This window comes from Tardiphaga sp. 862_B3_N4_1, assembly GCF_051811085.1.
Taxonomy (GTDB): domain Bacteria; phylum Pseudomonadota; class Alphaproteobacteria; order Rhizobiales; family Xanthobacteraceae; genus Tardiphaga; species Tardiphaga robiniae.
The window spans coordinates 2,893,193-2,906,835 of sequence record NZ_JBPWQB010000001.1 but is presented as its reverse complement, the minus strand read 5'-3'; the positions used below and the strand labels follow the sequence as shown (position 1 = coordinate 2,906,835).

13 protein-coding genes are annotated in these 13,643 nt (G+C 62.2%); 8 read left to right on the top strand and 5 right to left on the bottom strand.

Annotation, left to right across the window (positions count from 1 at the left end; translation table 11 throughout):
- Positions 1-182 precede the first annotated feature (182 nt).
- Positions 183-2,006, bottom strand: a complete 1,824-nt coding sequence (locus tag AB8B02_RS13765; protein ID WP_439064192.1) for a serine hydrolase — start codon at positions 2,004-2,006, stop codon at positions 183-185.
- A 398-nt stretch (positions 2,007-2,404) separates the two neighbouring features.
- Here AB8B02_RS13765 and AB8B02_RS13760 point away from each other — a divergent pair, with 398 nt between their 5' ends.
- Positions 2,405-2,740 (top strand): phasin family protein, encoded by a 336-nt coding sequence (locus tag AB8B02_RS13760; protein ID WP_439064191.1) that lies wholly within the window; start codon positions 2,405-2,407, stop codon positions 2,738-2,740.
- Between the two features lie 70 nt (positions 2,741-2,810).
- Here the strand turns inward: AB8B02_RS13760 and AB8B02_RS13755 are convergent, their stop codons facing one another.
- Positions 2,811-4,157: a pilus assembly protein TadG-related protein gene (locus AB8B02_RS13755; protein WP_439064190.1), complete on the bottom strand. Its 1,347-nt coding sequence runs from the start codon at positions 4,155-4,157 to the stop codon at positions 2,811-2,813.
- 523 nt (positions 4,158-4,680) lie between these two features.
- On the opposite strand from AB8B02_RS13755, the gene clpS reads away from it, so the two are divergent.
- A complete protein-coding gene (gene clpS / locus AB8B02_RS13750) occupies positions 4,681-5,013 on the top strand; it encodes an ATP-dependent Clp protease adapter ClpS (RefSeq protein ID WP_068734422.1) in 333 nt (110 codons plus the stop codon).
- A gap of 252 nt (positions 5,014-5,265) precedes the next feature.
- Positions 5,266-7,665, top strand: coding sequence for an ATP-dependent Clp protease ATP-binding subunit ClpA (gene clpA, locus AB8B02_RS13745; protein WP_089263729.1), 2,400 nt, complete (start codon positions 5,266-5,268; stop codon positions 7,663-7,665).
- Positions 7,666-7,878: 213 nt separating this feature from the next.
- Here clpA and AB8B02_RS13740 read toward each other — a convergent pair whose 3' ends face one another.
- Complete coding sequence (locus AB8B02_RS13740; RefSeq protein WP_068734400.1) at positions 7,879-8,229, bottom strand: PilZ domain-containing protein; 351 nt, start codon at positions 8,227-8,229, stop codon at positions 7,879-7,881.
- A 145-nt stretch (positions 8,230-8,374) separates the two neighbouring features.
- Entirely contained in the window at positions 8,375-9,310 is a 936-nt protein-coding gene (locus tag AB8B02_RS13735; protein WP_231080319.1) for a glycine/sarcosine/betaine reductase selenoprotein B family protein, read from the bottom strand.
- A 90-nt stretch (positions 9,311-9,400) separates the two neighbouring features.
- Here AB8B02_RS13735 and AB8B02_RS13730 point away from each other — a divergent pair, with 90 nt between their 5' ends.
- From AB8B02_RS13730 to tsaA, 5 genes are all read left to right on the top strand, one after another.
- The gene (locus AB8B02_RS13730; RefSeq protein WP_439064189.1) at positions 9,401-10,372 is read left to right on the top strand and encodes a transglycosylase SLT domain-containing protein; all 972 of its coding nucleotides are present in this window, start codon (positions 9,401-9,403) and stop codon (positions 10,370-10,372) included.
- A 91-nt stretch (positions 10,373-10,463) separates the two neighbouring features.
- Positions 10,464-11,198, top strand: a complete 735-nt coding sequence (locus AB8B02_RS13725) for an AzlC family ABC transporter permease (protein ID WP_439064188.1) — start codon at positions 10,464-10,466, stop codon at positions 11,196-11,198.
- The gene (locus tag AB8B02_RS13720) at positions 11,195-11,539 is read left to right on the top strand and encodes an AzlD domain-containing protein (RefSeq protein ID WP_439064187.1); all 345 of its coding nucleotides are present in this window, start codon (positions 11,195-11,197) and stop codon (positions 11,537-11,539) included. The genes AB8B02_RS13725 and AB8B02_RS13720 overlap by 4 nt, the downstream gene beginning before the upstream one ends.
- Positions 11,540-11,629: 90 nt before the next feature.
- A complete protein-coding gene (locus AB8B02_RS13715; RefSeq protein WP_439064186.1) occupies positions 11,630-12,616 on the top strand; it encodes a Bug family tripartite tricarboxylate transporter substrate binding protein in 987 nt (328 codons plus the stop codon).
- Positions 12,617-12,642: 26 nt separating this feature from the next.
- Positions 12,643-13,134, top strand: coding sequence for a tRNA (N6-threonylcarbamoyladenosine(37)-N6)-methyltransferase TrmO (gene tsaA / locus AB8B02_RS13710; protein WP_092144388.1), 492 nt, complete (start codon positions 12,643-12,645; stop codon positions 13,132-13,134).
- Between the two features lie 44 nt (positions 13,135-13,178).
- Here tsaA and AB8B02_RS13705 read toward each other — a convergent pair whose 3' ends face one another.
- Positions 13,179-13,610: an HIT family protein gene (locus tag AB8B02_RS13705; RefSeq protein WP_320444560.1), complete on the bottom strand. Its 432-nt coding sequence runs from the start codon at positions 13,608-13,610 to the stop codon at positions 13,179-13,181.
- Positions 13,611-13,643: the final 33 nt, after the last annotated feature.

Genomic DNA, 13,643 nt, shown 5'->3' with positions numbered 1-13,643 from the left:
TTCCGTTTCTCTGAGAACGCCCCATCGCCCGCCGTTGTCCGGCATGGTCGATCAATCCCCGTCTGTATTTTGTACTGGCTAAGTCTTGACGAGAAGTTGTCGCCACGGGGATTTATGGTGACCAAAAGTAAAATGGCCGGGACAATGTCCCGGCCATTTGCGTATCCGACGGTATCAGTCGATCAGTTCTTGATGGTGATGCAGGAGATCTCGGAACGCTTCAGCGTCTTGCAGACGGCTTCGGCTTTTTCGCGGTCAAGGCCGGCGAAGCGGGCACGGTAGAGTTTCCTGTCGCCCTTGCCGACGACGGCTTCAGTGAACGGGTCGGCCTTGCCGAGCAGGCCACGGGCCTGTTCACGCGCGGCGTCAAGGCGGATCCGTGCTTCGCTCTCGCTCTCCAGCGCGCCGACCTGAATGATCCAGCCGGTGTGGATCGCGGCGGGTTTGATGGCACCGCCCTGTTGTACCGTCTGCGGAGCGGGAGCCTGAGGGGCTGGCACGTTGCGCGGGGCAGGGTCGGCATAGGCCATCTGGGTGCCGCCCTGAGCGGCGCCAGAGGCTGGAAGAACACCGAGAAGTCCATTGCCGGTTCCGAAGCCTGCCGGCTGGCGCGGCATCTCCGAGCGGACATAGAGCGAATTGGTGGTCTCGGGCGAGCGGGCGGTGGTTTCCGGGCGCGCCGTGATGGCATTGGTGGCGGCGGGAGGGGCGGGCTGCTCGCCACCGGCGGAGGCCAACTTGTACTGACCGGACTTGACCTGGACGGTGCGGACCCGAACCGGCTTCATCGGCTCTGACGAGCCCGGAATGGTCGAGATGGGCTCGGACTGGATGACACCTGAATTCAGCGGGCCAGGCTCGGGCTTGCGGGCCTGCGGCATCGGCGCTGCCGGGGGCAGTGCTGCGGTGGCGGCGGCGAAGACGGACGGGCGCGCCGCTGGCGTGGCGGGACGAGCCGGAGGCTCGGAGAGCGGTTCAGCGGCGACCGGCGTTGCAGCAGCCACCTGAATGGCGCCGTTGACCTGTTTGGTTTCGATCGGACGCGCCTGGGCCTCGGCTTCGGCGACCTCGGTTGCGGATTCGGACGGATTACGCTCGGTGATCGCGGCCACGGTGCGGCGGGTGGCGCCCTTGTCCAAGTTCTCGGCAAGCAGGTTGCGCATGGCGGCGTCACGGGCGCCGCCGCTGCGGCCGCCGAGTACGACGCCGACCAGATGGCGGTTGCCGCGCTTCATCGACGAGACGAGGTTGAAGCCGGAGGCGCGGGTGTAGCCGGTCTTGATGCCGTCGACGCCTTCGACACTGCCGATCAGGCGGTTGTGGTTGCGGATGTTGCGGCCGCGATAATTGAAGGAGGCGGTGGCAAAGTAGCGGTAGTAACGCGGGAAGCGATCCTGGATAGCGCGGCCGAGCACCGACTGGTCGCGCGCGGTGGTCACCTGCGCATCATCAGGGAGGCCGGAGGCATTGCGATACACCGTGCGGCTCATGCCGAGCGCGCGGGCCTTCTTGGTCATCAGCTTGGCGAAATCGTCTTCGTCGCCGGCAATGGCTTCGGCGATGACAACGGCGGCGTCGTTGGCGGAGCGGGTCACCAGGGCCTTGATCGCGTCCTCGACGCGCAGTGTCTGACCAGGGCGCAGGCCCAGTTTGGTCGGAGCCTGCACGGAGGCGTGCTGCGAGACGTCCATTTCGCTGTCCAGCGTGAGCTTGCCGGCTTCCAGCTTCTCGAACAGCATGTACAGCGTCATGATCTTGGTCAGCGACGCCGGATGGCGCGAACCGTCGGGATTGTTGGACGAGAGAACCGCACCGGAATTGCCATCGACGATGATCGACGAGAACGCGGGATTGTAGCTTGAGACGCGCGCGACGTGGCTTCGCGATTTATGTCGCCGGCGGGCATCCGCGCTGTCAGCCGTAAAGATGACCGCGATGCTGAGAGTTGCCAGCCCAAGAGCGCACACCCGCAAGGTGCGCGACGAAGCAAACGTTGTGCGAAGCATGGACTTCCCCGTCAGATCAGTCTCATTCCCCGGATCGTGAGGCTAAATTATGCCCAACAACCGGGGATGTGTCTCAGTTTTAAGCGTCAGCCTGAGCGGTTCTCTCGGCGGGATGGCAGAAGCATACGCGGCCATTCTGGCTAAGAGTATGTACTCATGCAGTTTTTGGGCTTTTTGGCCCCAACGCACCAATGCAAGAAATCAGGGTAGGTCCGGCGAGTTTCCAAAAGGTTAAGCAACCCTTGCCAGTTACCCGTGCATTTATTGCCAATGGTAAAAATTGTGCATCGCACAGGATTCTTGACGTCATTGTGCACCGCACGATAGATGGGCGGGTCAGATCAGACCGGGGTCCACCCGGCCGCGGCTGACCCGTTCAATCCGGGAAAGGATTTGCAGTGATCAAGGTCGAAGACATCCAGCAGTACGGCAAGGAGCAGTTCGAGAGTGCAGTCGCATCGGCGGCCACGCTTCAGAACGGTGCACAGGCTATCGCTGTCGCGGTTGGCGACTACACCAAGAAGTCGTTCGAGGACGGCAATGCCTTCGTGACCAAACTGTCCGGCGTGCAGTCGCTCGACAAGGTGCTCGAAGTGCAGACCGAATACGCCAAGTCGGCCTATGAGTCTTTCTTGGCTGAATCGCACAAGATCAGCGAACTCTATGTCGATCTCGCCAAGCAGGCGTACAAGCCGTTCGAAGGCTTCGTCGCCAAGATGACCCCGGCGCGCTAAGCGATCCGGTTTTCAAAGCAAAACGCCCGGCCTGATGGCCGGGCGTTTTTGTTTGAAGGCGCGCTCGGTCTTACTTGGCGACGCGGAGCTTGTTCAGCGAGTTGCCGATGGCGGTGAAGGCGGTAGCGATGCCGCTTGCCGTCGTTGTTGCAAAGAAATTGCCGGAATCGGCGCAGTATTTGAGAACCGCGAAATCCGGGCCGCCGTCAGTGTTGACCTGGATGGTGTAGATTGCGGTCTTTCGCTTGCCATCGACAAGCTCGGCCTTGATGTTGTCGCAGAGTAGCTTCTGGCGCGCATCAACTGCCGGTGACGAATGCTGGCCGTCACCGTCCCATCTGTTCTTGGTATTGTCGCCGTCCGATAGCAAGATGATAGCATCCGTGTATTTGTAATTGGAGTCCTTGGCCGGCGCCGGGAATGGATCGCTACCGATCTGCAAGGTGCGCCAGGCCCAGGCCATGCCGATCGGCTGGTTCGTGCCGCCATTCGCCGACAGGGCATCGATCTTGTCTTTCAGTGTCTTAACATTGGTGGCGCCATAGGCCGTTGTCATCCCAAGAATGGCTGAGGGGCATGCATTGTACTGGTTGGCTGGATAGCGTGCCGTGCCTGTCGGGGCTTCGTTGGTGGTGTCGTAAGGCTGATCACGGTCAGTGACACAGCCATTCCAGCCGTTATGGCTCGCCGGTTGCCAGCTCCAATTGCCGTTTTTTGAAACCCAGTTTCCATTGGCGGCGTCCCAGTCATCCCATTTGAGCCAGGTCGCGTTCTTGTTCGACGCGCCGACATTGACCATCTGCGCAAACGGGATGATCGAAATATAGAGGTCCTCCGTCATGCGCGAGTTGGCGCTCAGTGTATCGATCAGATTTTTGGCAGCCTTCTGCATCGCCTCCAATTTTCCGCTCCCCAGACCCATCGAGCCGGTGACATCGAGCGCCATGGCGACGCGCATGCGCGTCGAGCCCCAGGTCGTGGTCGAGCCGCTGCTGATCCCTAGTTGCGGGAGGCCGACCATCTTCATGAAATCGGTTACGACGGCACCGGAGCCGTTGACCGTGACCGTGGAGCCGTCCTTGGTGTTGGTCGTGTAGCTCGCCGTCACCGTGATCGGGCCGGCATTCGTGTTGGTGTACAGCGCGTTGAAATAGGCGGTCGCCTTGTTGGTGACATCGGTCGCCGACATCGTCGGATTGGCGGACAGGTCCTTCGAAACCATCAGGGCTGCAGAGTCGAGCGCCGCCTGCATCGCCGAGCGGGCAGCGTTGGCCCGGGAGTAGTCGACGGCGGCGCCCACGAAGCCGAGCAGGGGCACCAGAGCGACGGCGAAGGTCATCGCGATATTGCCGCCGTCGTGGCGCGCAAATCGGGATGCGAGGCGCTTTGCCTGGCTCGACACGGACTGAATAAACATTGTCACCGCCAATGGTAGGTTTCTGGCGGTCATGTCGGCGGCTGCGGCTAAACAGGTGGTAAAGGTGTCCTCAGAAAATAGGTAAAAGGCCGACTATTGGTGTGCCGCTGCGCCAGCGTCCGGTATTATCGTGAACGACGGTTAAATGGCTGGTTGGCGGATCCGGTCAAATCGAGCACGATCGGTTAACCCTGACCGAACCGGAGGCCATCAGGCGGGGTGCGCGGCGAGCCATTCCAGGTGCTTGCAGTGTGCTTGCGAGAACGGCCACAGGAACCCATATTGGCTCCATCGGTCCTGTAACGGACAGCGTCGCACCCATGCGGCGACCCGGCGCGCCTCTGTGCCCGAGGCGTCCGGCAGCACGTCGTGGCTGGGGACGCTGTCAATTCGGGGCTGGCCAATATCGGCTAGGGACTTTTATACAGGCGCTATGTTCCAGAAACCTTCGAAATTCATGCCTGACGGCATCCTGATGCCTGTGGCCGGCGCCCTCGACGATCGCCGCCGGCGGCCGCGTGGCATGGCAGAGGACGACAACCGGTCCAATGCGCCCGGTGGACCGGCCACCTCGGTCATCACTAAGGTCAAACCCAAGACCAAGCGTCCCAACCTCTATCGCGTGCTGATCCTCAACGACGATTACACGCCGATGGAATTCGTCGTCCATGTGCTGGAAAAGTTCTTCCAGAAGGACGCCGAGGCGGCGACGCAGATCATGCTCCACGTTCATCATCACGGGATCGGGGAATGCGGCGTTTTCACCTATGAGATCGCCGAAACCAAAGTGACGCAGGTGATGGATTTTGCGCGCAAGCACCAGCACCCTTTGCAATGCGTGATGGAAAAGAAGTAGCCTCGCGTGAATTCCCGGAAACTGGGAACAGGTCTTGCATTGAACTGATGTGAGTCGAACGCGGTCGTTCGGCTGCGTCAACAGCGCATGTGACAATGCGCTGGAATGAACAGACGTGCTCTGCGGACGCGTCACAACAAGCAGCGGGAACCAGCCTTTCACCACGATCAGACATCACTATATGTGAGAAAGGTTCTTGTTGCCTGACCCGGCAACGACGATCATGATGGTGGGGGCCAACGAGGACGCGGAATGCCAACTTTTTCTCAAAGCCTTGAACAATCGCTGCATCGGGCGCTCTCGATTGCGAACGAGCGGCACCACCAATATGCGACGCTGGAGCATCTCCTGCTGTCGCTGGTGGATGACAGCGACGCAGCGGCAGTGATGCGGGCGTGCAGCGTCGATCTCGACAAGCTGCGCGGAAGCCTTGTCAATTATCTCGAAACCGAATTCGAAAACCTGGTGACGGATGGTGCAGATGACGCCAAGCCGACCGCCGGTTTCCAGCGCGTGATCCAGCGCGCCGTCATTCATGTGCAGTCGTCGGGTCGCGAAGAAGTGACCGGCGCCAATGTGCTGATCGCGATCTTCGCAGAGCGCGAAAGCCATGCCGCGTATTTCCTGCAGGAGCAGGACATGACGCGTTACGACGCGGTGAATTACATCAGCCACGGTATTGCCAAGCGGCCGGGCGTTTCCGAGGCGCGGCCGGTGCGCGGCGTTGACGAGGAGACCGAGACCAAAAACGGCGACGACGCCAAGAAGAAGGGTGAGGCGCTCGATACCTATTGCGTCAATCTCAACAAGAAGGCGCGTGACGGCAAGATCGATCCGGTGATCGGGCGCACGGCCGAGATCAACCGTGCGATCCAGGTCCTGTGCCGCCGTCAGAAGAACAATCCGCTGTTCGTCGGCGAAGCCGGCGTCGGCAAGACAGCGATCGCCGAAGGTCTGGCCAAGCGCATCGTGGACAGTGATGTGCCGGAAGTGCTGTCGGCGGCCACCGTGTTCTCGCTGGATATGGGTACCTTGCTGGCCGGCACGCGCTATCGCGGTGACTTCGAGGAACGCCTGAAGCAGGTGCTCAAGGAACTTGAGGCGCATCCGAATGCGATCCTGTTCATCGACGAAATCCACACGGTGATCGGCGCCGGCGCCACCTCGGGCGGCGCGATGGATGCCTCGAATCTACTCAAGCCTGCGCTGGCTTCGGGTGCGATCCGCTGCATGGGCTCGACCACCTACAAGGAATATCGCCAGCACTTCGAGAAGGACCGTGCTCTGGTGCGCCGGTTCCAGAAGATCGACGTCAACGAACCCACCGTTGAAGACGCGATCTCGATCCTGAAGGGGCTCAAGCCGTATTTCGAGGATTACCACAAGCTCAAATACACCAACGAGGCCATCGAGGCTGCGGTGCAGCTGTCGTCGCGCTACATCCACGACCGCAAGCTGCCGGACAAGGCGATCGACGTGATCGACGAGTCGGGTGCGGCGCAGATGCTGGTGGCCGAGAGCAAGCGCAAGAAGACAATCGGCATCAAGGAAATCGAGACCACGATCGCGACCATGGCGCGGATCCCGCCCAAGAGCGTGTCGAAGGACGATGCCGAGGTGCTGCGGCATCTTGAGTCGACTTTGAAGCGCGTGGTGTTCGGCCAGGACAAGGCGATCGAAGCCTTGGCGGCATCGATCAAGCTGGCGCGTGCCGGCTTGCGCGAGCCGGAGAAGCCGATTGGCAGCTACCTGTTCTCGGGCCCCACCGGCGTCGGCAAGACCGAAGTGGCGAAGCAGCTGGCGTCGTCGCTGGGTGTCGAGCTCATTCGGTTCGACATGTCCGAATATATGGAGCGGCACACCGTGTCGCGCCTGATCGGCGCGCCTCCCGGCTATGTCGGCTTCGATCAGGGTGGTCTGCTCACCGATGGCGTGGACCAGCATCCGCATTGCGTGGTGCTGCTCGACGAAATCGAGAAGGCGCATCCGGATCTGTACAATGTGCTGCTGCAGGTGATGGATCACGGCCGGCTGACCGACCATAACGGCAAGCAGGTCTCGTTCCGCAACGTGATCCTGATCATGACAACCAATGCCGGCGCCGCCGACATGGCACGTGCGGCCTTCGGCTTCACCCGCGGCAAGCGGGAAGGCGAGGATCAGGAGGCGATCAACCGGCAGTTCGCGCCGGAATTCCGCAACCGTCTCGATGCGGTCGTGTCCTTCGCACATCTGAATTCGGATGTGATCGGCATGGTGGTGGAGAAGTTCGTGCTGCAGCTGGAAGCCCAGCTTGCAGACCGCGACGTCACCATCGAACTGTCCGATCCCGCCAAGGCCTGGCTGATCCAGCACGGCTATGACGAGCAGATGGGTGCGCGCCCGATGGGCCGCGTGATCCAGGAGCACATCAAGAAGCCGCTGGCCGACGAACTGCTGTTCGGCAAGCTCAAGAATGGCGGCCATGTCCGCGTCATCCTGAAGAAGGACGAGGCGGTGCTCGGTGTCGAGCAGGAAAGCATCGGCTTCGAATTCGTCGACGGTCCCGTGACGCCGAAGCCGGAGAAGCTGCCGGCGAAGCGCGGCGCGGCGAAGAAGCCGAAGTCGGGCAAGGGTTCGGGTTCAGCCAAGGGGCCGCTGGAGAAGGCGTAAGCTCTCGCCCGTTTGAACACATGAAAACGGCCGGTGAGAGATCACCGGCCGTTTTTGTTTTGGGGGATACGCTCTCTGTCCTCATGGTGAGGAGGCGCCTCTTCGGCGCCGTCTCGAACCATGAATGCATATGCACCCATCCTTCGAGACGCGCGCAAGCGCGCTCCTCAGGATGAGGGCTGAGTTTGCGGTTTTGTTATTTGGCCAAACGCCTTACTGCCCCAGCAGTTTCTGAATCTGCTTTTGCAATTCGCGCTTTTTCTTCTCGCTCTTGCGCAACCGCTCTTCGATGTCGGAGCTTTCCTTGCTCTCCACCGGCGGATCGGTGAAGGCGACGCCGACGATGTTGTCGCGCCACCAGACGATCCTGGCGAGGAACGAACGGCCCTTTCGCGCGATGTTGAGCGTCAGCTCATCCTTTGGTAGTCGCGCGCCGCTTCCAAATTCGATGCGGGCGCCGTCTTCGGAAATGTCGCGCACGACACATTCCTTGGCCTTCTGGTCCTTGGACGCGACGGCACCGTAGATCACCTTGTCTCTGACGTTCTTGCGCCGCTCGTCCATGTCCTGAGGCCCCCTGAGGTTACAGGCGGGGACTGTACGCAGTTCCATCCGGCGGGGAAGGCTCTCGCGCGGATTGAGCGGATTTAACGTAAACCAAAGTTAAGGGCGATCGCCGAAAGACGGGGTGATCGGCCTCAGGACGGGCTCAGGCCGCCGTCTCGCGCAATCCCCGGGCAATGTCCTTCTGCTTGTCGAATTCGGCCCGGCGGCGCGCCAGTTCCTCGGCGCTGAGCAGGGCAACATTGTTGTAGTCGCGCTTCCAGACCGCGTCCCTGGCCCAGCGCTGCGGCGACTGCAGGGTGGTCTGCGGACCCACGGCGGATTCCAGCAGGCGCAGCGCCAATTCCAGGGTTTGCGCCTGCGAGGCCTTGTCATGCGGCTTGCCGGCGGAATTGCCCAGGGGGAAGTCGCTGAACAGAAAACGGGGCACGGCAGCGTGTTCGACAATGTCCTTGGCGCAGCCCGTTACCACGGTGGCAATGCCATTGGCCTCCAGCTCGCGGGCGACGAGACTGATGGTCTGGTGGCAGACCGGGCAATTCGGCACCAGGACGGCGACATCGACACCATCGGCTTTGGCGCGCTTGACGATCTCCGGCGCGTCGGTCTCAAGGGTCACGCGATGGCTGCGATTGGTCGGCGCGCCATAGAAGCGCGGCGCGACACTGCCGATGCGGCCGGATGCGGCGAGTGCGCGCAGCGCGGGCAGCGGAAACCAGGTGCCGCTGTCGTCTGCCCTCGTGTGCACGCGATCATAGGCGATGTGCGAGATGCGGAGGTCATGATCGACCGACGTATCGCCGTCATAGACCTGATAGAACTTGGCGCCGCCGTTATAGAGCGCGCCCGGACCCTGATCGCCCTTGGCGGGATCGAAGGGGGCTGCGGTGGTGACGATGGCGACGCGCGACTGCGCCAGCGGCTTCTTCAGCGGCTGGAACGGCGCGTCGACGTGGTGGGCCCAGCGATAGGGAACGTCATAGCCGATCGCCTGATAATAGGCGCGGGTGCGGGCCATATACTGGATTGGAACATCGTCGTCGCTGGCAAAGCCGGATGTGTCGTCGCGCGTCTCGGCCATTGTTTGCACTCCCGCTTTTGCCGTCTTTCATTCATAGCTAGCTGCTGGGGTCCCGCTGTCAAGGCGCGGGGAATCCGCGCGGGATCAGGCATGGCGTTCGGAAGCATCATCGGCCGGATAATTTGCCTCGCGGCGCTGTTGCTTGCGCCGGTCGCGGGCGTGCGCGCCGAAGAGCTGCCGGTCAGCGAATTGGCGAAGCCCGGCGCGGACCGGATGATGCCGATGGCGGCGCCGTCGAAGCCAAATCTGGCACGTGACAGTGACGCACGCGAGTCGATGTGTCTGATGATCGAGTCCGCAGCGCGGGCCAACGACCTGCCGCTGGAATTCTTTGCCCGTGTGATCTGGCAGGAGAGCCGGTTTCAGCCCGATGCCGTGGGTCCCGTGACGCGCAATGGCCAGCGCGCGCAGGGCATCGCACAATTCATGCCGGGCACGGCCAATGAACGGCGGCTGCTCGATCCGTTCGATCCGGTGCAGGCGCTGCCGAAATCGGCGGAATTTCTCAGCGAGCTGCGTAACCAGTTCGGCAATCTCGGCCTCGCGGCTGCGGCCTATAATGCAGGACCACGCCGCGTGCAGGACTGGCTCGACGGCAAGGGATACATGCCCGGCGAGACCCGCAATTATGTCTCCGCCATTACGGGAGCGACGGTCGAGGACTGGCAGGCTGTGGGCCGCAACGGCAAGACGCCGCCGCGTGCCGCGACGTCGAGCTGCCGTGAATTGATGGCGCTGCTGCAGCGCGCGCCCAATCCCTTCGTCACGCAACTGGAAGCGCGCGTGAAGCTCGGCGAAGCACGGCCATGGGGCGTGCAACTGGCGGCAGGCTTCAATCGTGACCGTGCTCTGATGTCCTACGCGCGTGTGATGTTGCGCTTGCGCACGGTGGTCGGCGAACGCGATCCCAACCTGCTGAGTTCGCTGTTCAGAAGCCGCGGCACCCGAACGTTCTATCAGGTGAGGATCGGGACCGACACGCGCGACGAGGCCAACGATCTCTGCGGCAAGATCCGCCGGGCCGGGCAAGGCTGTCTGGTGCTGCGCAACGGCAGAGCGTGACTGCTGGCACCCCATGCATTGGCGCCTCTTGACGCCGGCGGCTTTCGGCAGCCTATGACAGGCCGGATCAACCAAGAAGAAACAAACACACGTGTCGCTTCCTGCACTGGATTCACCGAGATGGCAGGGCAGTACGGCGGCCTTCCTTTACGGCATGCGGTCGATCACCACGACCATCCTGACGCTGGTCTTGTTTGCGACCTATATCGGCATCGGCGCGCTGGCCCATGACACGCATTTCAGCCTGTTCTGGGCGCTGGCCAGCACATTGTTCGTCTGGGCCGGTCCCGCACAGATTATTCTTCTCGTCGCGCTCGGCTCCGGCGCCACGGTGATCCAGGCGGCGCTCGCGGTGACCGTAAGTGCGATCCGTCTGTTTCCAATGGTGGTGTCGGTGCTGCCGATGCTGCGCATGCCGGAGACCAAAAAGCGGCAACTGATCTTGCCGTCGCATTTCATCGCAGTGACGCTGTGGGTGGAATGCTTCCGGCTGATGCCGCTGGTCCCACGCGAGCGACGCATCGCCTTCGTCAACGGTCTCGGCCTCGGACTCGTGTTGTCTTCGCTGACCGCGACCTTCATCGGCTATCACCTCGCGGCCAACCTGCCGCCGCTGTTCGGCGCGGCGATCCTGTTGCTGACGCCGCTGGCATTTCTGCTATCGACGGCGCGCAACTGCAAACAGCTCGCCGATGTCGTGGCGCTCGTGCTCGGTCTCGCGCTGTTTCCTCTCGTGTCGCTCTTCAACACCGGCGTCGATATTCTGATCTCCGGCGTCTCGGCCGGGACGATCGCCTATGGCGTGCATCGCTGGAGGCGGCGATGAGCGACTTCATCGGCGACTGGCACGCGCTCCTTGTGCTGCTGCTGGCGGGTTTCCTCCCCAATGAGGTCTGGCGCATGCTCGGCCTGTGGCTCGGCGGCGGTGTCGACGAAGAGTCCGAGATACTGATCTGGGTGAGGGCGGTGGCCACCGCGATCCTCGCCGGCGTCATCGCGCAAATCCTGGTCGTGCCGCCCGGTGCACTCGCGAGCGTTCCGCCGCCGTTGCGCTATGGCGCGGTCGCTGTCGGCCTCGTCGTCTTCGTCGCTTTCCGGCGCTCGATCTTTCTCGGCGTCGCATGCGGGGAGCTTGTAATGGTCACCGGCAAATACATCCTCGGTTGATAGACGACAGCGTCAGGCTGTAGCGGCCTTGTATGACCGCGTGAACGCGATAGTCTCCGCTCAACTTAAAAATAGGGGTTGGGAGCCGATATGAGATTGCGCGCAAGTTCTGCCTTGATAACCGGCATCGTTATCGCTGCGCTGGGTTTTGCCGCGCCGCTCGCCCGTGCGGCGGAATATCCGACGCGCACGATCAAGCTCGTGGTGCCTTATGCAGCCGGCGGGCCGACCGATGTGCTCGCGCGGCTGGTTGCGGATTATCTCGGCCGCGATCTCAAGCAGACGACGATCGTCGAGAACAAGCCGGGCGCGCAGGGCGCCATCGCCGCCGAAATGGTGACGCGTGCAGAGCCCGATGGCTACACGCTGTTTGTCACGGCCGCGTCCATCATGGTGCTCAATCCGCTGCTCTACAAAAAGCTGTCCTACGATCCGCAGAAAGATCTGCGGATGCTGACGGTGGTGACCGATCTGCCCGTCGTGATGGAAGTGCATCCGTCCGTGCCGGCCAAGACGGTGAAGGAATTCGTGGCCTACGCGAAGGCCAATCCGGGCAAGCTGAATTTCGGCTCGGCCGGCACCGGTGGCACGATTCACCTGGCTGGCGAGATGTTCAAGCAGATCGCCGGCGTCGAGATGACCCATGTGCCCTACAAGGGCGCAGGGCCGGCGCTGACCGATCTCCTCTCCGGCAATATCCAGGTGATGTTCGATACGCTCTCAACGGCGCTGCCGCCCGTGAAGGCGGGGTTGCTGCGGCCGCTCGGTGTCAGTTCGAAAGAGCGCAGCCCGGATCTGCCTGACGTGCCCACCGTCATCGAGAGCGGATATCCCGACTATCAGGTTGGCGTCTGGTTCGGTCTGGCGGGATCGTCGAAACTGCCGGACGATGTCGTCAAGACCGTGATGGCCAGCATGGACCGCGCCCTGAACGACAATACATTCCGTGCCTCGCTGGAAAAGATCGGCTTCCCCGTACTGCGACCGAAGACGGTCAAGGAGATCAACGAATTCGTTGACGAAGACCGGGCCCGGTGGTCGAAGGTGATCAAGGCGCAGAACATCTCGCTGGATTGATCGACTGGATGCAAGAACGGTGACCAATGGTTCGTGAAAGTGAAATCCGCGCCGGCGAACTCGCCGTCGATGCACCGAAGCCGAACCATGCGGGCCTCGTCTATATCGGGCGCATCCGCACGCCCTGGACGTCGCGGCTGGAGACGCCGCGGCAGGGCCGCCATGACGGCCCGGTGTGCAGGCTCGAGATCTTCGAGCCGTGGGTGCCGGGGCTGAAAGACCTCGACCTCTACAAGCATCTTGAGGTGATCTACTGGCTGCATCTGTCGCGCCGTGACCTGGTGCTGCAGAGTCCGAAAAACGACGGCAATGCGCGCGGCATCTTCTCACTGCGCACACCGGTGCGGCCCAATCCGCTGGGCACATCCATGGTGAAGCTGGTGGGGATTGAGGGATCGACCGTGCTCGTGCGGGGGCTGGATTGTCTGGACGAGACGCCGCTGCTGGACGTGAAACCCGACCGCTGCGAGTTCACACCGCTGGCGCCGCCGCAGCCGGGGGACTTTCAGACGGAGTAGTTGCCCTCTCCCCGCAAGCGGGGCGAGGTAAGACAGGCGACGATCTATCCAATCGCCGCCAATGCCGCGATCAGTTTCGTCGCGTTGTCTTCCAGCACCTTCGGGTCTTCCTTGCGCGATGCCGGCGGCAGCAGGCCGACATTGTCGTGGCGCGGCATCACATGCATGTGCAGGTGAAACACCACCTGGCCGCCGGCCGCTTCCGAATATTGCGCGACGGTCATGCCGTCGGCCTTGAAGGCCTGTTTGCAGGCAGCGGCGATCTTGTGGGCGGCGCGGATCACATGGGCGTAGTCGTCCGGAGTGATGTCGAAGATGTTGCGCGCGGGCGCCTTGGGGATCACCAGCGTATGGCCGGGGGAGCGCGGCATGATGTCGAGGAACGCCAGCACGTGGTCGTTCTCATAGACCTTGTAGCAGGGGAATTCGCCGCGCAGGATCTTGGCGAAGATGTTGTTCGGGTCATACGCGGTCATGGAATCCTCCGGAGAATTTCGGCGCAAGTTTGG

Excerpts from the sequence above, each read along its gene's own strand:
- AB8B02_RS13765 (WP_439064192.1), bottom strand. The coding sequence starts at position 2,006 with ATGCTTCGCACAACGTTTGCTTCGTCGCGCACCTTGCGGGTGTGCGCT.
- AB8B02_RS13755 (WP_439064190.1), bottom strand. The coding sequence starts at position 4,157 with ATGTTTATTCAGTCCGTGTCGAGCCAGGCAAAGCGCCTCGCATCCCGA.
- clpS (WP_068734422.1), top strand. The coding sequence starts at position 4,681 with ATGGCAGAGGACGACAACCGGTCCAATGCGCCCGGTGGACCGGCCACC.
- clpA (WP_089263729.1), top strand. The coding sequence starts at position 5,266 with ATGCCAACTTTTTCTCAAAGCCTTGAACAATCGCTGCATCGGGCGCTC.
- AB8B02_RS13740 (WP_068734400.1), bottom strand. The coding sequence starts at position 8,229 with ATGGACGAGCGGCGCAAGAACGTCAGAGACAAGGTGATCTACGGTGCC.
- AB8B02_RS13735 (WP_231080319.1), bottom strand. The coding sequence starts at position 9,310 with ATGGCCGAGACGCGCGACGACACATCCGGCTTTGCCAGCGACGACGAT.
- AB8B02_RS13730 (WP_439064189.1), top strand. The coding sequence starts at position 9,401 with ATGGCGTTCGGAAGCATCATCGGCCGGATAATTTGCCTCGCGGCGCTG.
- AB8B02_RS13720 (WP_439064187.1), top strand. The coding sequence starts at position 11,195 with ATGAGCGACTTCATCGGCGACTGGCACGCGCTCCTTGTGCTGCTGCTG.
- AB8B02_RS13715 (WP_439064186.1), top strand. The coding sequence starts at position 11,630 with ATGAGATTGCGCGCAAGTTCTGCCTTGATAACCGGCATCGTTATCGCT.
- tsaA (WP_092144388.1), top strand. The coding sequence starts at position 12,643 with ATGGTTCGTGAAAGTGAAATCCGCGCCGGCGAACTCGCCGTCGATGCA.
- AB8B02_RS13705 (WP_320444560.1), bottom strand. The coding sequence starts at position 13,610 with ATGACCGCGTATGACCCGAACAACATCTTCGCCAAGATCCTGCGCGGC.